The organism is Paenibacillus sp. PastF-3 (assembly GCF_029893135.1).
Lineage (GTDB): Bacteria > Bacillota > Bacilli > Paenibacillales > Paenibacillaceae > Paenibacillus_AQ > Paenibacillus_AQ nitricinens.
Window position 1 is genome coordinate 126,979 of record NZ_JARXWM010000013.1, and the last position, 17,276, is coordinate 144,254.

16 protein-coding genes are annotated in these 17,276 nt (G+C 38.0%); 15 read left to right on the forward strand and 1 reads right to left on the reverse strand.

Annotation, left to right across the window (positions count from 1 at the left end; translation table 11 throughout):
* Positions 1-1,144: 1,144 nt before the first annotated feature.
* Complete coding sequence (locus tag M2444_RS23220) at positions 1,145-2,473, forward strand: replication initiation protein (RefSeq protein WP_280788221.1); 1,329 nt, start codon at positions 1,145-1,147, stop codon at positions 2,471-2,473.
* 41 nt (positions 2,474-2,514) lie between these two features.
* Positions 2,515-3,495: a site-specific integrase gene (locus tag M2444_RS23225; RefSeq protein ID WP_280788180.1), complete on the forward strand. Its 981-nt coding sequence runs from the start codon at positions 2,515-2,517 to the stop codon at positions 3,493-3,495.
* Positions 3,496-3,609: 114 nt separating this feature from the next.
* On the opposite strand, the gene M2444_RS23230 is transcribed toward M2444_RS23225, so the two are convergent.
* Entirely contained in the window at positions 3,610-4,491 is an 882-nt protein-coding gene (locus M2444_RS23230; protein ID WP_280788181.1) for a helix-turn-helix domain-containing protein, read from the reverse strand.
* Between the two features lie 228 nt (positions 4,492-4,719).
* Here M2444_RS23230 and M2444_RS23235 point away from each other — a divergent pair, with 228 nt between their 5' ends.
* The 13 genes from M2444_RS23235 (at position 4,720) to M2444_RS23295 (ending at position 17,243) form a co-directional block, all read left to right on the forward strand.
* Positions 4,720-4,944, forward strand: coding sequence for a helix-turn-helix transcriptional regulator (locus M2444_RS23235; RefSeq protein WP_256990570.1), 225 nt, complete (start codon positions 4,720-4,722; stop codon positions 4,942-4,944).
* Positions 4,945-5,174: 230 nt separating this feature from the next.
* Positions 5,175-5,570: a hypothetical protein gene (locus tag M2444_RS23240; protein WP_094877643.1), complete on the forward strand. Its 396-nt coding sequence runs from the start codon at positions 5,175-5,177 to the stop codon at positions 5,568-5,570.
* A gap of 50 nt (positions 5,571-5,620) precedes the next feature.
* Positions 5,621-6,361, forward strand: a complete 741-nt coding sequence (locus tag M2444_RS23245) for a transcription termination/antitermination NusG family protein (protein ID WP_280788182.1) — start codon at positions 5,621-5,623, stop codon at positions 6,359-6,361.
* A 29-nt stretch (positions 6,362-6,390) separates the two neighbouring features.
* Positions 6,391-6,849, forward strand: a complete 459-nt coding sequence (locus M2444_RS23250) for a thioredoxin family protein (protein ID WP_280788183.1) — start codon at positions 6,391-6,393, stop codon at positions 6,847-6,849.
* Between the two features lie 93 nt (positions 6,850-6,942).
* Positions 6,943-7,347, forward strand: coding sequence for a hypothetical protein (locus M2444_RS23255; protein WP_280788184.1), 405 nt, complete (start codon positions 6,943-6,945; stop codon positions 7,345-7,347).
* Between the two features lie 139 nt (positions 7,348-7,486).
* Complete coding sequence (locus M2444_RS23260; RefSeq protein WP_280788185.1) at positions 7,487-7,990, forward strand: metal-dependent hydrolase; 504 nt, start codon at positions 7,487-7,489, stop codon at positions 7,988-7,990.
* Between the two features lie 17 nt (positions 7,991-8,007).
* Complete coding sequence (locus tag M2444_RS23265) at positions 8,008-8,451, forward strand: type II toxin-antitoxin system PemK/MazF family toxin (RefSeq protein WP_280788186.1); 444 nt, start codon at positions 8,008-8,010, stop codon at positions 8,449-8,451.
* Positions 8,452-9,148: 697 nt separating this feature from the next.
* The gene (locus M2444_RS23270) at positions 9,149-9,526 is read left to right on the forward strand and encodes a pilin (protein ID WP_280788187.1); all 378 of its coding nucleotides are present in this window, start codon (positions 9,149-9,151) and stop codon (positions 9,524-9,526) included.
* 12 nt (positions 9,527-9,538) lie between these two features.
* The gene (locus tag M2444_RS23275) at positions 9,539-9,835 is read left to right on the forward strand and encodes a hypothetical protein (protein WP_280788188.1); all 297 of its coding nucleotides are present in this window, start codon (positions 9,539-9,541) and stop codon (positions 9,833-9,835) included.
* Between the two features lie 145 nt (positions 9,836-9,980).
* A complete protein-coding gene (locus M2444_RS23280; protein WP_280788189.1) occupies positions 9,981-10,781 on the forward strand; it encodes a hypothetical protein in 801 nt (266 codons plus the stop codon).
* Positions 10,778-12,679, forward strand: a complete 1,902-nt coding sequence (locus M2444_RS23285; protein ID WP_280788190.1) for a VirB4 family type IV secretion system protein — start codon at positions 10,778-10,780, stop codon at positions 12,677-12,679. Before M2444_RS23280 ends, M2444_RS23285 begins: the two co-directional genes overlap by 4 nt.
* Before the next feature lie 4 nt (positions 12,680-12,683).
* Positions 12,684-15,251, forward strand: a complete 2,568-nt coding sequence (locus M2444_RS23290) for a hypothetical protein (RefSeq protein WP_280788191.1) — start codon at positions 12,684-12,686, stop codon at positions 15,249-15,251.
* Between the two features lie 171 nt (positions 15,252-15,422).
* Positions 15,423-17,243 (forward strand): peptidoglycan DD-metalloendopeptidase family protein, encoded by a 1,821-nt coding sequence (locus M2444_RS23295; protein WP_280788192.1) that lies wholly within the window; start codon positions 15,423-15,425, stop codon positions 17,241-17,243.
* Positions 17,244-17,276: the final 33 nt, after the last annotated feature.

The window sequence follows — 17,276 nt, forward strand, 5'->3', positions numbered from 1 at the left end:
TGTTTAGTATATCATAATTTTTACCCATAAAATAGTAGATTCGGACTGATATGCGGTGTTATAATGAAATAGCGTTCTAACTTCCGATAATGGAAGTGTATCGGAAGTTAGAACGCTGTCTTTATATGGAGTTAAAAGAGGGAGGAGATGTGAGATAGTGTATTGTTGCTTTTGGAGAAGAAAAGTTATTAGCACGGAAATGTGATTGAGAGAATTGTTTAACCTAGGTTTTATTAAACAACCGTATTTAAGGTTTAAATATGTCCATAAAAACGGAGTATAACAAGTATGTAGTGTTTTCTTTTTTTCTATTAATTTGAATAGAAAGTTAAAAAATCATAATTTTCTTTAAGAGTTTATCTTTGAAAAATAGTATTTTGGACTAAATATTTAAAACTTGAACAGTCTAGTTGTTGAAATAATTAAGAATATTATAGATTTGGCTCCTTTTTTATAGACATATAACTGCATTAGGTCTCATTCTGATATTGATTTTCTATTAGGCGACATATATTTTAAAAACTCTGTATGTTTCTATTATTAATTTTGTTTATATTTGTTTTAATATGTTTTGTATTGTTAGGAGTTAGTAGAGTGCTAGAGCCATATGGGTTTGAGAGGCTATATGTCCATAAATAAGGAATGAAATGTCCACATAAAAGGAGTGATATGTCCTGAAAAAGGGAGTCATAAGACCAATCAAACGGAGTGTTATGTCCATATAAAAGGAGTGATATGTCCTGAAAAAGGGAGTCTCAAAGATAATTGATTCAAAAAATGTATTGATATGTCCATATAAACGGAGCCATTCAAACGTATGAGAGATAATTTATTTAAAACACAGGATATATATGGAATAAAGAGTTGCAATAGCTCCTCATTTCTGGACATATTACTCGTACGCTCCGTAAATCAGGACATATAATAGTAAAACCTCTAAAGTCGCTCCTTATTTCTGGACATTTACATTTGCATAAGATCGCTAGACTCCCTATCTCTGGACATATACATAAAAAACTTAGCTTTTTGCATAACGGAATAGCTAAGTGGAAGTTTTATGACAGAGAAGAAGGATTATGAAATATAGGGGATTCGCTCAATCAATATACTTCTTTTAATATTAATAAGAGGAGGTGGAACGGTGATGGGGTTTATAGAAATACATGATAACGATGAAGATACACTAGAGTACGATGGGGAAGGCCAATTAGCTATGAAATTTACTACAGAAGTGGCTGAAATAAAACCTCACTATTGGGTCAATCAATCTAGGGAAATGATAAATGCTCGACATGATCTAAACATTACAGAAATGAAAGTAATAACTTCGATCATAAGCCTTGTTCAACCTTCAGATAGAGAATTTAAAACTTATACATTGTATGTCAGAGATTTAGCTAAATTATTTGGACAGACAGGGGCATCATTATATGAACGTGTCGAGCAAACAATAACGCAGCTACAATCTAAACAAATTACTTTTGAGAATGATAAAGAAATTAAACGTATAACATGGGTTCAGAGTGCTACTTATTACAAGGGTGAGGGTCGAATTATTATTAAACTCTCTGAAGATTTGGCACCATACCTGCGTGAATTAAAAGCATTCACAAAGTACCGTTTAATTAATACTATTCAATTAAAATCAACTTATTCTTGGAGAATATATGAATTACTAAAAGAAAGAGAATTGCAAAGTAGTCGGATTATTAAAGTCAAAGAGCTTCGACATAAGTTAGCTATAGCGGATGATAAGTACACAATGATAAAACATCTGAGAACGGTCATTGAGTCAGCTCAAAAAGAAATTGAGGAAAAAACAGACATTTCTTTTAGTTATGATGTTTATAAAAAAATAGGAAGAACAATTGAGTCATTTATCTTTCATATTCGGAAGAATAATCATAACGTGGAAACAAGACAAAGCCTGGATCAAACTACTTATGACGTAGAACGTATCCTCCATTTACTTGTGAAAAATGGTATCCATCGTAAAAAGGCAACCGTGCTACTGCAGAATTATCACCCATATTACATAGAGGAGAACGTTCGTCACGTACAAAGAATAAATGCAGGTCAAAATATCAATAACCTTGCCGGCTATATTGTTAAGGCTCTTGAGGAGAATTATGCCGATTCACCTTATGTAAAAGAGAAAGTAGCTGATCCATTCTTTGGTGTAGGATTGTCTAATGCAGCAGGGGCTTTAGAGATGGTTACGGCAAAAAACATTGATTCATTAAAGGAAATTGTAATGACTTATCAGGAAATAGTAATGCGCGCTGCTGCAGAAAAATCTGGAGATAAGATTATTTCTCTTGGTAGGGAGCGGGACGAGCTTCTAATCAATGCTATAACCAATATTCAAATAGAACGAGCCAAAAGTAAAATGCCACCTCTTATATTTGATGATGTAAGCAACGACTCACAGCTAAGAAAGGCATTCCAACTATGGCAGAGCAGTGCGGAGTAATACATTGATATATGAGTTATTGAAATCGGAGGTGATCCGCGGTGAGTAAAGAATTAATTCTTGTAGATAATGAAACTGATCTGAGCAATGCCGCGGAGGATCTTGAGGCATTAAATTTGAGCGCTTTTGGATATTTAGGTAACTCAAAAGCAGAAAACACGAAGAAAGCTTATGAAAGTGACTGGCGTGACTTTCAAAATTGGTGTTTGAAATTCAATCTTATATCTTTGCCTGCAACAGCACATACGATTAATCTCTATTTATCATCGTTAGCGTTAAGTGGGATAAAAGTAGCTACAATTCAAAGGCGTGTAAGTGCGTTGGTAAAAGCTCATGAATACGCAAAGTACGAAAATCCGGTCGATATCACTGTTCGAGATACAGTGGCTGGTATTCGTAGAGAACATGGTAGTAAGGAAACAGGTAAAAAGCCAATTTTAGTGGAAATGATAAAGCAAATGATTAATCAGGTCCCAGAAAATAATAAAGGGATAAGGGATAAGTCACTTCTGCTGCTTGGTTTTGCCGGTGCTTTTCGGAGAAGTGAACTCACAGCTTTGGACGTTGAAGATATTCAAGAATCCTCTGGAGGTTTGATTGTTCAAATTAAGAAATCGAAGACTGACCAGGAGGGTGAGGGAGAACTGATTGGTATACCGTATGGTAGCCAACCTCTAACTTGTCCGGTTCAGGCCTATTTGAACTGGTTGAAGATCTCAGGGATTCAGAATGGACCAATATTCCGAAAGGTAAACCGTCACGGTCAGATAGGAATCAATCGTTTATCTGATAGAGCAGTTGCTGATGTAATAAAATTATATATAAGAAAATGCGGGTTTGACGCTGATGATTTTTCAGGTCACAGCCTCCGTTCTGGTCTAGCGACATCAGCTGCGATGGCTGGAAAAAATGAAAGAGAAATCATGGGGCAAACCAGACATACGTCAGAAAAAATGGTGCGTAAGTACATTAGGATGGGTACACTTTTCCATGAGAATGCTGCTAAAGATATCGGTTTATAGTATTTTTGTTCGAGGAAATCAAGGAGTTTGACTGGAGTTGTTGATTTAAATTGAAAAAAGCGTCTACACAGGTTGGTTTTAGCAATCTGTGTAGACGCTTTTTTTGAAAATCACCTATTCATTTGATTCTTCATCAGTTGCTCTTTGATGTGAATCTTCTAAGACATTCATTAATAATGAAACGATTTTTTCTTTATCGCTTGCAGACATTGGCTTACCAAATGCTTGAAAGCTGTTTGAAGTAATGAAATCAATAAGATCAGGCAATTTTGGCATTTCTGTATGATAACCATTTGTTTCATCGACATATCCATATAAATAATCCGGGGTGACTTCGAATATTGGAGCTAAGCTATAAACATCCTCCAACCGCGGTCTTGCTTTCCCGTTCATTAACTCATTGAGTTTTATGTCGGTAATGTTGGTCTTAAGGGAAATAAACTCTAAAGGTAAGACTGATTGATTAACCAATTCAGTTAATCGTTCTCCGAATTTTTTAATACGTTCATTGAAAATTTGAGGCTCCTCAGATTTCACGACGCTGTCGCCGACAGTATAACCAGCCATAATGAACATTTCTTCTTCAGGAACTTGGTATGCATGAGCAAGTTTTCTTAAAGCATCAGATGAAACTCCGCCATCTATTCGATCGGTCTTACGGGTGGAGCCTTTCTCTAGTTTTGCAATATAAGAATGACTTAGGCCAGTAAGTTTCATAGCATCTCGAAGTGACAGTCCATGAGATATTCTTAATTGCTCAAGATATCTTCCAAAGCTAGTTTGCGTTCGAGATCTTTCTAGTAACTCTTCTTCAGAGAGTTCCTCCACAATCATTTTTGTAGTCTTGCCTTTTTTCTTTTTTACTGATGAAGAAGATGTTAAGTTAGATAGTTGCATTTCAGCTCTTAATTTTTCTCTCAAAAAGTTACGCTGTTCTTCTCGCATTTCATTCATTAACTCATTCTTCAATAGTTCTCTTTCATCTGAAGTTAACATAAGAGTTCACCCTTCCTAAATTTGCCCATTTTTACCCGAGATGAATCATTTGTAATCAATAAAATACAATTAACAGTCAATTTACTGTATATGATCGTTGACAGTTACTTGGAATACAGTTATATTATGAGTATAATTTCAAATGAGTATTCAAAATATAAACCACTCTGGCCCACACCAGAAAAGGTAATACTGCTTCCTATCATACTTTAGAAAGGACGGTAATCGTTGAAAGCTTGTTCCACTCCTCAATACATAATAACTAATGACCTTAAGGGAATAAGAAAAGCAAACCAGCTAAGTCAACAAAAACTAGCTAAGTCTGTAGGGGCAGACAGACAAACGATTATCAAGATAGAAAAAGGAGGTTCCCCTGAACTTTGGTTGGCATTTGCTATTGCAAGATATTTTAAAATGGATATCAACGACGTTTTTTTTTGCGAAATTCTGTAAACGTATGAATACAGAAGTTTGTATTTGAATTAATCATATCAAATTGTTATAAAAAGTCAAAGTCACAAAAGTATATTTTTGATACAGAATTTTATATCCTGTGTATTTAGTCATTTACATTATAACACATCACATCAATCGCGAATAGAATACTTGCCACAATTCGACAAATGGCGACAAAAAAACATGAAGCGTAATTGCCTTAAACACTAAAGTGAAGGAGGTGCCATGTGAGCAGCTATTTAGAAATGAAGGCCAGTTATCAAAGTGATCGAAGTAAAGCATTAAAAGGTCGAAATAGAAAGACAGTTGTTCATTTAGGTGATTATTTTAGTCAAGAGGAAAAAGAAGCGCTTTTGAATCATCGTTTGAGTAGTAGTGCAGTATCATCTTGCAACTTTGCTCTTGATACCTTAGGCATTCGAGGAGAAAAAATTGATGAAGAGTTGTTGAAGTTGTTAGATCCTGTTGAAGAGAAGGTAATTGTTCTTCGGATTGAAAAGCAGGAAGATTTTTCTTCCATTAGTGATACATGCCAAATACCCATTCGTGAGGTTATGGAAATACTTCGAAAAGCTACACGTAAGATCACAACGTTTATTCGATTAAACAGGATTCAGAAATAAAACTGCTGTTATCTTAGATCAAAATTCACATTTACAAAGGAGAATGAGCAATGTCTTGGTACGCACTTCAAGTTAAAACGGGTCAAGAGTTTGAAATAGCCGAAGTGATTTATAAATATGCGAACTTCAAGAACTTAGCCGATAAAATTACGGACATCTTCTCCGGTGTGAAAAAGATCGTAAAGATGACTAGTAAAGGTCGTAGGATTGACGCTGAGCCAGTATTAAATGGTTATATTTTTGTTAAGCTTTTACAAGATATGACTGGTGAAATATGGCATCTATTAAAAAATGTACCTGGTGTATTTAAGGTACTGGACATGCTGCCAATCAGTGAGGAAGAAATAGAGCACTTGCAAAAGAAATGCGTTGGGGAAATCGAATTTAAAATAGAAGTAAAAGATGAAACTGAGTTGGACAAACAAGAACACATTACAACCGTAATAGATGAAAATGAAGAAGCACATCTATGTAGTGATACTAATCCCGATGAAGTTAGGAATGATCTGAATGGAACTGATGCATCTGATCATTTAGAAGTGAATAAGAAACAAAGATTTTCACAAAAAGGGGAATCTACTCCTTACAGCTATATAAAAACATTGATGTACTCCTTCATAAAGGGAGGAAAAAAAGTCTTTCGTATCCCGCTTCCCGTTTATCGAGAAATTCTGGAGGCAGATGAATTACTTGAAAATCCCCAGAACGAAAGAAATCCATATTTCATTTTATGGGTCGCCAAGCGGCATTTCAGAAAACTTTTAATGACAAGAGAAATCTCAATTTCTTAAAAATAAAATCTGAAATCTTGGGAGGAAACATGAAAAAGAGAAAGCGAGTAGGATTCATTACATTTGGTATAGCAATTGTTTCCATTTGTTCAATTATTTCAATAGCCCTTATAAAAAACTACACATTGGCACCAGAAGAAGAAACAAAACAAGATGTAAAAACTAATTTCATTGCTTCTCTTCCACAGCAAATGAAGGAAGTTTCGTCTGAAGCATTTGTTAGTCCAAGAGAAGACGACTATTTGATTTTTTATTATTCCAATGACTGCATTATAAGTGAAAATCTCGTTCCATCTATTGAGGAATATAGTAGTAAGAGCAATGCGCTGCCCATTTATGCAATCAATGTAATGGATGAAGAGAATGAGAAGTTAGTGGAACAGGAACATATTATAGGGACTCCAACCGTTATACATATGAGGAATGGAGAAGAGGTATGGAGAACTATTGGTAAGCTCGATCTTAACCAACTCCCAACTATATTATGAAGTCAGACACTTTTGTTGAATATGCGATGAAACGCATATTCGGTAAAAGTGTATTTGTGTTTACATACAAAACTATCTTCAGAAAGGAGAGTTATGGCGAAATCTAATCAGAACAAGTCAAAAAAAATAAAGGATGAGAAACTGGCTTTCATAATTCAGAGACCAGATCCTTCGACCATTCCTATTTGTCGAGTTGCTATTTCCCACTACTCTACCATTTCAAGCACTCTCACTATGATCAAAAGTATCATTAATCAACTCAAAAGGCATCCAGGTAATCGTATAGTTAAAAGAATTTCAATTCACAGTCATTGGTTAGAGGTTGAGTTGGACCTTTCTAATAATTCAACACCTGATTTTTGCGTATCAGAGTTAATCCAAAAGTTGAGTTTTAGTTTATCTCAAGTCGGAAATTATCCAGCGGATTTGGAGTTGAAAGAAGTGCTAGTGGACAATGAAGGTATAGTAACGATTAAGAAAGATAGTGTAATCTATTGAATACAGAAACGACATGTGTTAAGATTAGTTCATAAATTACTTAATTATTTTCGCAAATGAATAACTCTTATATTTCTATTTTTAGAGCCTTCCAATTGGAGGCTCTTTTTATGTTCTCCAAAAAGAGAGGGGAGAGAAAATGTACGCGAAAACACATGTTATTGCAGGAGCTGTTGCTGGTTATTGTATGTATCCGTCTTGGGCAGGTATTTTAGCTGGTTCGATTGGTGGATTGATCTCAGACATTGACGAAACTAAGAGTTATCTAGGACGATTAGTTCTTCCAATATCCGTTATCTTAAAATATACGATAAAACATCGGACGCTCTCGCATTCCTTGCTATTTGCTAGTGGGTTAACCATTGTATTAGCTCCTATTCTGTTTCTTTTCTTTCATACGTGGTTAATTTCATTGGCCTTTTTTGCAGGGGTAATTTCTCATATTCTGGGCGATATGATAACGGGAAGGGTACAGCTGTTTTGGCCATATCAGAAAAAATACGGAATAAGGATGCCTTTTCTGGTATATCGGTTTGTTGATATAGTTTTTCGATCTGCCTTAATTGTATTGATCGTATACAAATTAATTTCAGGTGATGTTATTGCACATCTCCTTGCAAATACAAAAGATCTTCTGGGATAGAGAAGGGAGTCGGCAACATGGGGATGCCAGCAGTAAATGAACGAGGTGCTACTAGTAATCATTCTGATGAATTTAAAAAGGGTAGGATATTAAATGAATCTGAAAAAAAAAGAATGATGGTATCAAGAGGTGAAATTTATTGGATTAAGGATACTCATAAGGAAGTAGGAAGTGTTCAAAAAGTAGATGGTTTAAGACCGGCTTTGATTATATCAAACAATAAAGGTAATTATTACTCCACTACGGTTGTGGTAGTAATGCTCTCAGGTCAAGTAGAGAAGGCGATGCGAAAAAAATTGGATTGTCAGATTATCATCGATACCATAGTAGGAATGCAGGTTGTTATGTGCGAACAAATCCGAACCGTGGACAAAGTTCAACTTAATGACCATATAACGAAGTTATCAAAAGAACAAATGCGAGCTGTCGAGGAGGTGCTGAAGCTGCAGCTAAATTTATAGAGAATAATTTTAAGGAGAGGGGAATAGTGTTAATTTATTTATTCGGAAGTTTGCTCATACTGATTAGTTTAATTGATCTGTCATTAACCATGAGGCGAAAGATCATTAGATACCCAAACTCTCATTACAAGTCTTTTTGTATACGTTGGCTAAAACAATTTGTTATGTACGGAGATACATGGAATGGATTTAGAGTAACGACATTGATAGATCGGATTTACAACCGTGTTCTTCTTATAGTTGGATTGCTGGCTGTGAGTAGACTGGATATAGACTATATTGGCATATATCTGCTAATGTTTGTTCCTTCAATTACTATTGTCATTTTGATTGAGTCTTTAAAAAAGATAATAACAGGTAGAGATATAAGTGTGGGATTAGCTATTGTTCGGAGCATTTATTTTACATGTATTTTATATTTACTGGTTGGTAGTATGATTTTTTTATACCAAAATGATCACGATGGAATCCGAATAATTTTATTTCTTTTGGCTTTGCCTTTCTGTAATTCAATCTATAGAAAATTCTATTTTAGGTTGAATCGAGATGTTACATAAAATAATTTGAGAATAGAAAATAGACTTCTCTCTTTCATAGAGAGAAGTTTTTTTTTAGGGTAGGGGGTGACTTTGGATTTTGATGATGAATTTAATTTAGGAAATCGGGCCAATAACACTTTGACATGGAGGATAAAAGAATGGGGATTTTTAAGACAAAGCGATTTTGGTTTGAATTGGTTATGGTAATGATAGTATGCTTTACTTTTGCAGCAGTCGCACACGCCACAACACTCAATCCAACGGATGGTAATGCATTAAAGGAAACCATCAAGGGAGGATCTACAAAGGCTGTTGAGTATTTTCGATATATTGTAGGTTTTCTAGCTGTTGCATTTATTGTTTGGGCTGGTATCCTCTTTTTGACTGCGAACGGTGATTCACAGAAGATCCAAGCAGGGAAAGAAAGAATTAAGTGGACTATCGGGGCAGTTGTATTGGTAATTCTCGCAGATAAAATTGTTGGTGTTGTTTACGGCATTATTCCAAATTCGACTCCTGTTGATCCTGGAAAATAGGGAGGCCATATTATGTATGGAGAACAACATTTATTGGCCTTTAAGAGTAACGAAAAGAGCACAGTCATTTATAGTTTGACCTACCCACAAGTTGGATGGTGGGCGCTCGGAGGGTTGATAACTATGAAATTGGGGGGGATTATAAGTCCGATTCCTGGCATTGGTCCATTCGGATATATTTTTCATCTCATTCCGTTCTTAATTTGCTTAGCTTTTGCACACATCAAACATCCAAGAACAGGTTTGTCGCTTCACAAGTTTATTTTTAATTATATTCATTGCCGAATTAGAAAGCGTAAATTTTTGTGATGCTACAAAATGACATTAACACTGTCAAGTCACTCCCTTGTTCACTCGGCAGAGAATTTATAAAAGGGAAGAAAAAAGGCTCGCCATACAGGCGAGCCTTTTTTTTGATTAGAGATGAATATGGAAATAAGGGAGGATACACAAAATGACGGATTACCTTCTGGTCGCTGGACTGGTTGCAGTATATCTATGGCTACATTTTAGCGGGAAGAGGAAAAAGAAAGGACTGAAGAAAACTAAAGCTGCAGATTGGTTTACGGTTAAAAAAGTTGATTCAGATGGATTAATCTATACCGAAGACGATCGCTATTTTTACATGATTGAAGTGCTCCCAATATCATTTGTTTTGAAATCAACTATTGAGCAAAAAATCATATGGAGTACATTTCGAGATTTTATTAATGCTATTCCACATCCCTTAAGATTTAAAACTGAGAGCCATCCTTACAAACTTGAAGATTATTTTGAAGAACTCGCTGCAGAAGCAACGGACACGGGGGATGTTAATAATATTGAATATGTCGAAGAGCAAAGATTGATGTTTACAGCATATTTGGAAAGAAACCAAATCTCTGACAGGTATTATTACGTTTTTTTGGAAACTGATAATCGATATTTAAACGATATGGAGGCAGAATTTTCCAATCCTCTTTTGAATGATATTTTACGGAAAAATAGTGCTAAAAATTCATCTCAGGATATTGATACAGCTCGTCAAGAGCTAACAAATAGTACAAGGATCTGTGAGGGTGCATTGCGAAGTATCGGAATGTCAACTAATTTAATGGACCGTAAAGAAGTGCTGAAGTATCTTTATCGGTCTGGAAATCGTGAAATATCAAGTTTGATCACACTGGAAGAAATGATCAATCGTACTGCAGAAGAAAATGAAACACTACATTCGTTTAGTAAAATGCACTATACGAAAGGAGCGTCTGCACAGTGAAGTGGTTCTTCAAAAAGAGACAGAAAAATACCATACAGGCTGAACAGAAATTTATAGTCGAAGAGGGATTTACGGAACATGAAAAGCAGCTTATAGCGCCTCCTTCCATGATAGAACGTCTACCTGGTGAAAACAAAGCAACAGATTATTGGCTAGAAATCGGTGATAATACTTTAGGAGCTCGTTATATTCGCTCATGGTACATGAAGTTCACTGGACGCACTACATGGATAGGCATGCTTGATCCTATCATGCTTGCAGAAGGCGATGGAGATGTGGACTTAACTATAGTAATAGAACCTGCTGAGGCTAGCATAGAAATGAATCGGCTGGCCAATCGAGTGGCGATATTGCAGGCTGAACTGGAACAGGAACGGAATCCGGCAAAGCAAGGAAACATCCGACAAGAGTTATATGATCTGAATGCGAAAATGTCACGTCTTCGGATCAACGAAGAGAAATTGTTCAAAACCTCAGTTATCATGAGTGTTGCCAGTCAGACTCCTGAGATGCTTCGTAGATTAAGTCGAACGATTATTAAAAGGCTTGGTGGAATTGGGGTGAAATTCCAATCAGCTGATACAAGACAGCTGGAGATGTGGCGTGCATCGCTCGGCATCGGTGATAAAGCACTTATTTCAGAAAATATGATGGATATGGAAACGAGTAATGTAGCTGATTTTTTCATTTATGGATACGGTGGATTATCGCATCGAACCGGTGTTATCTTGGGCTTTGACCAGTATCGTCGTCCTGTTTTTTATAATGGGTGGGACAGGCGTCTAACTAACCAGAATATGGTCGTGTTTGGGAGGTCTGGTTCTGGTAAATCATTCGCTATTAAAATTCTTACACGACGAAGCGCAGCCCAAGGAATAAAAACAGCAATTGTAGATCCAGATCGTGAATATAAAAACACGGTGTTAGCCATGGGTGGAGCATACGCAGAGTTATCTCCAAAGTCAGAAGGCTACCAGCGCATAAATCTCTATGATGTAGCGGAGGAAGAGGACGAGCATGGCGTAGTCAAGGTTATCATGGATGAGTGCTATAAAGCTGTGCAGGCATTCATTTTTAAAATGATACGTATTGTTAGCCCAGAGGCTCTGACTGGACAGGTAAAGGTTAAGGTATATGAAAGTATATTGCAGTTGTATCGAGATTTTAAAATAAGTGAGGACCCGAGTAGTTTATATGAGTTAAAAGACGGAGTTTGGGTACAGAAGCCATCTCCAACTTTATATGACCACTATAAACTTATGCTGAAATATAAAGAGCTGGAACCAATCTGGGGTGTTGTCAAACTGTTTACCCGAGAAGGGGGTGACCCATCGAAAGCCATTTTTGATGGACAATCTACTTTCTCTATTGGCAGTGCTAGTGCTTACGGTATTTCTGTTGCAGACCTCGAAGAAGAATGGATGAAACCTCTTGGAATTTTCGTTTCAACAAAATGGATATGGGAGAAATTCGCAAAAAAAGACCGAACTCAGAAAAAACGAATTGTTGTCGATGAGTCACAACTTATGATGGAGGAAGAAGAAGAAGCAAAATGGTTGGAGAATTCATATCGACGTGGCCGGAAACTAAATGTTTCCATGTGCGCGGTAACTCAAGGGTTCGAGGTTTTCCTGAGAAAGCCTGAAGGAATGGGTATTCTGAAAAACGCACCTACTAAACTCCTATTGCGTCAAGAAGCAATTGATATCGAAGCCGTCCAGGGAAAGTTCAATCTTGCTTCAGGTGAAGCCGCTTTTCTCCTAAAAGCAAACAGTGGTGTTGGTATACTGAAAGTAGATGAAGAGTCTACAATTGTACAAATGCAAGCGACTGATAATGAATATTGGTTATATACAACAAATCCTAATGACTATGCGGAAGCGGTTAAGGGAGTGTGATTAAGTGGCTGAGATGCGGAAGCGAAGACGGTTGCCGGCATTTCTCTTTGTCATTCTCCTTTTAATCGGTTTTACTGTATCGACCATATCGGTACAGCATGCCTATGCTGAAGGGAATAAAAGCAATCAAACTGAATCGCAAAATAAGATGGATTCTCTGAAAGATCAAATGCTTGGAGAATCATTCAGTAATGAAGGTAAGGATCCTTCTTATTTGGAGAAGACGCTGGCCAAACTCTTTACAGGATTCACAGATTTTCTGATTCATGTACTGAGTTTGAAAGATTATAACGAACTAATTTTCAATCAGGATAATCCAAGTCTTATATTAAATACATTTGATGTTGGGGTATTCAATGTCCTTAATGATTTCTATAGTTCATTCATTGGTGTAAGTGCTTATTTGGCTGTTATAGCAGTATTAGCATGGGCATTTATTTACATGTATAAGGGAAACACCTTACAAGGACAGTCTACACTTGGTGGTATGACACGCGGCTTAATCTTCTATTTTCTGGGATTGTATCTTGCTGGCTATCTATTTCAAATCGTGTTTTTCCCAAACAAAGTGATCGTCCTTTTTGCCATCGATGGGTTATATAGAGCAACAGGATGGGATGTTTCGCAATTTGACTTACTTGGGATAGTTGCTGTAGAAGGTGTAACTAGCCTCCCAGTTGCCATTCTTTATTTGGTTATGGCTGTTTGTATCGGTATGATGAATTATCAATACGCAATCCGTATGGTAACTCTCTTATTTTTAATGGTTATCTTTCCTTGGGTATCTTATGCGAGTATATTTCCTGGGAACCAAAAAGCGATGGATCTGTGGTTCAGAGAATTGGCTTCACAGGTATTTATTCAAGCAGGTCATGCTCTTGGATATGCTCTATTTGTGGCTGTACTTGTGAATGATGCAAACTTCTGGGTACTCTTTGCTTTTCTGATCGGAATGCCTACACTAACCAGCCTTATACGTTTGTTATTCGGAGCTCCTGGTGGTGGTACAGTTAAAGGAGGTTTGGGTGGAGGAACACTTGCAGCTATGACAATGATGGTCAAAGGTATAAGTGGTGGTTTTGGAAATAATGGTGGTGGTAACATGCTGAATTTAGGCGCGAATGGTATTGGTAAAAATTCATCATCCATTGCAGGTGGTGCGAGTGCTATGGCAGGAGCTGGGTTGTCTTCAGGATTAAATCAAGCTATTAATAATGCTGGCGCTCTTAATGCTCCTTCTTTTAACGGAATGAATAATGGTGCTCTTAATGCTCCTTCTTTTAACGGAATGAATAATGGTGCTCTTAATGCTCCTTCTTTTAATGGTATGAATAGTGGCGCTGTTCCTGGATATTCGATGAACGGTGCTGGGAGCAGCGCTGGCCAAGGGATAGAGTCTGGTTTCGACTTTGCAGGAGAATCTGGAAATGATGGGCAAAGTTTTAATAGTGGATTGCGAGCAGCTACAGCCTCCAGAGGATTAAAGGGAGGGGCAGCGTACGCCATAGGATCTACATCTTCAAAAATGTCGAGTGGTCTTAAATCTGGTGCAAATAAGGCTCTTAAGGGAGCACCCACAGCAATACTGGGTGCTGCAGGGTTTATAGCGGGCTCAGCCCTAACTGGAAACTTTGGCGGAGGATTTGTTGGCGCTTCTCTAGGGGCAAAAAGCGCGGGATTTATGAAGCAACACGTTGGAGCAGCGGGTGGAGCTTTAAAAGAAGGAATCGCTGGTTGGCGCGAATATCGAAAAGATAATCCAATAACACAAGTAGAACCCGCTCCCCACCCTTTAGCGCTTCCACCAAAAAGTGGGGATCCGCTATTAGCATTACCTGCAGGTGTGGGTATGTCTCCAGGGAGAGGCCCACTTGAATTGCCTGGAATAGTTCATACTCCTCTAGCAGATAACAGTGGAGTCATGGTTAATAGAACGCAAGATAAAAACATGTTCCCTACGTTTCCTTCCCCTATGAATCCATCAGGTTCGCTTGAGGGGCATAGCGGTGGGAGTGGAATGGCTTCGTCCTTTGATTACGGTCCCATTCCACCGCTGGAAAGTCCAGGATCTGGTGGCATGGGTGGAGAGGGAATGGGGTTTAGTTTCGGAGACAGGGGGGGTGGGAGTGAAGATTCAGGACCTCAAGGAAACATTACCAGTCCTTCTGGTAATGGAGCAGCTAACATTCCAAGTTCTCATAATGTTCAAGGATCAGCTCCAATTCCGAATGGTGTGGAACGCTCTTCTAGCGTATCCGGTTCTGTAAATAATCGAACCCCAGACCTTTCAGATCCGCGTAGTACACAAGGGCCAACAAGCTCAAATACTGATAATTCGCAGCTTTCAACTAGCAAAAGGACTCTAACAGGCGGACCTGTCAGAAATAACGACACAGGGGCTGTGGGTTCAGGACACAATAGTAACTCAGGATCATATAATAATGGTTCTATTCCATCAATTGGTCAAGATTCCTCTAGAGTTGTGAATCCCCCAGTACAGTCTGCAGGTCCTTCTCGAACTATTTCAGAAGGGGTGAAAGGACAGGTAAGTGATGGAGGTCATTCCAATTAAGATAATGTGCCTTCGCTGTTTAGGGTGCTTTTAAGAATGATAATTCTCCAAGTGGACAGGAAACAGATTTATAAGGGCTAAGTAAAAAGGCTATTTTAGACAGTACAGAAGGATCCAATCTGCTAAGACAGATTGGGTCTTTTTTTATTTAGATAGGAGGTGCTATTACTGATGGACCTTGAGAGTATGCTGCAGCGGGGCATGCAAGCAGCAAAACATCTTATAAAGCACGTTTTAAAACAGGTCGGAAAGAAATTACTGAAACAAGTAGTACTCAAAATATTGGCTGTAGCTGGTCCATGGATACTAGGTATCTTATTAATTGTGATTTTATGTTCTGCATTTCTCTCAATATTTTTAGATAAGCCAAATGAAACTCGGGTAGCGACCGGATCACCTTCTATTTTCGCTTTGGATGATGGTGATACAGAATGGGACTTGGAAAAAGACAAGAAACTCATTGAGCAGTATAAGAAATTGTCCGAAAATGGACTCGGTTCAGCAGCTGATATGAGTTTTGGATCAAAAGAAGCTGGACCTTTTTCTCTTAGTCAATTTGAACAGGCGAAATCTTACAATGTGAGCTGGGCCTTAATTGCTGGGGCGGATCGCTTAATCGGAGATCCTTATACTGGAGATGGAATACATCGTAATCCTGATCCTGAGAAAACTTATAAAGCGCTTGGACCAAGATTTTCATGGAAAACAACCTCGACAGAAGTAACGGAGTGTAAAGCTGTAACTCCACCAGTGGTTGAAGGAGAAGAGGGAGAAATTGTTGATACTACAGTCACCGCTCCCAAGATTAAATGTTCAACGAAAAATTATGAATCCAAACTTCTTTCTAAAGTAGATAAATTCAATGAAGTTGTTACCTTGACTTATAAATCGCAAACGCAAACTACAGGTACAGCACCTGATACCACAACAGTAACTAGAGAGGTTATCAGTCAGATTATCACTACTCCAAGATCAAGTGATCGGCTGACGACATACGTAGTCGACAACGGACTAAGTAAGGATGATACGGATTTAGTAATTGAAATTGCGAAAGCTTATGATCCGAAATTCTCTGAATTTTTATTTCCTCCCGGAGCTGCGCAACTTGGCGGGAGCGGTTATGTAAGCGCTCAGGTACCAGCTGAGTTTCTTCCTATTTATGAGGCAGCTCAAGCCAAGTATGGCGTACCGTGGTATTACCTTGCTGCAATTCATCGAGTCGAGACAGTCTTTTCAACTGAACCAACGATGGTTTCATCTGCCGGTGCCATAGGTCATACCCAATTTATGCCGGCTACATGGGTTGGATGGACTTACAATGTCGGTAATGGTCTAGTATCTACTGATTTAGACATTACCAATCTTGAAGTTATTCGATCAGGAGGCGGTTATGGTGTGGATGCTGATGGTGATGGTAAAGCAGACCCTTGGAATATTTGGGACGCGATATTTTCCACTGCAAATTACTTGAACAAGAACGGTATGAATTCGGACCCTAGGAAAGCAATCTTTCAATATAACCATGCAGACTGGTATGTAGATGATGTTCTAATGTTTGCAGATCTCTTCTCACAGCCGGCCCCACTCTGGGCAAGCGCAATACTTCCGGTAGATTCTGGTTTATATACCATTTCAAGCCCCTTTGCTGTTCGGACAGATCCCTTTACTGGGGAATCTAAGAATCATAAAGGAATAGACTTAGCTGCAGTCGCAGGAACACCTGTAAAGGCTCCACTTGATGGTGTGATAGCTTATGTGGGCAAGCAAACAGGGTATGGGAATCTAGTGATCATTGATCATGGGAATGGTTTCTCAACGGCATATGGTCATTTGTTGGATAATAGTGTTTTGGTTAAACCCAAGCAAAAGGTAAAAGCTGGTGAGCAAGTTGCAGGGGTAGGATCTACTGGAAGATCAACTGGAAATCACCTTCATTTTGAGATTCGTGTGAATGGCGTACAGGTTGATCCTACGGAATACATGAGATTTTAGACTAATTCGAGGAGGTGAGAAATCCGTTGGAGC

Excerpts from the sequence above, each read along its gene's own strand:
- M2444_RS23220 (WP_280788221.1), top strand. The coding sequence starts at position 1,145 with ATGGGGTTTATAGAAATACATGATAACGATGAAGATACACTAGAGTAC.
- M2444_RS23230 (WP_280788181.1), bottom strand. The coding sequence starts at position 4,491 with ATGTTAACTTCAGATGAAAGAGAACTATTGAAGAATGAGTTAATGAAT.
- M2444_RS23245 (WP_280788182.1), top strand. The coding sequence starts at position 5,621 with ATGTCTTGGTACGCACTTCAAGTTAAAACGGGTCAAGAGTTTGAAATA.
- M2444_RS23250 (WP_280788183.1), top strand. The coding sequence starts at position 6,391 with ATGAAAAAGAGAAAGCGAGTAGGATTCATTACATTTGGTATAGCAATT.
- M2444_RS23255 (WP_280788184.1), top strand. The coding sequence starts at position 6,943 with ATGGCGAAATCTAATCAGAACAAGTCAAAAAAAATAAAGGATGAGAAA.
- M2444_RS23260 (WP_280788185.1), top strand. The coding sequence starts at position 7,487 with ATGTACGCGAAAACACATGTTATTGCAGGAGCTGTTGCTGGTTATTGT.
- M2444_RS23265 (WP_280788186.1), top strand. The coding sequence starts at position 8,008 with ATGGGGATGCCAGCAGTAAATGAACGAGGTGCTACTAGTAATCATTCT.
- M2444_RS23270 (WP_280788187.1), top strand. The coding sequence starts at position 9,149 with ATGGGGATTTTTAAGACAAAGCGATTTTGGTTTGAATTGGTTATGGTA.
- M2444_RS23275 (WP_280788188.1), top strand. The coding sequence starts at position 9,539 with ATGTATGGAGAACAACATTTATTGGCCTTTAAGAGTAACGAAAAGAGC.
- M2444_RS23280 (WP_280788189.1), top strand. The coding sequence starts at position 9,981 with ATGACGGATTACCTTCTGGTCGCTGGACTGGTTGCAGTATATCTATGG.
- M2444_RS23295 (WP_280788192.1), top strand. The coding sequence starts at position 15,423 with ATGGACCTTGAGAGTATGCTGCAGCGGGGCATGCAAGCAGCAAAACAT.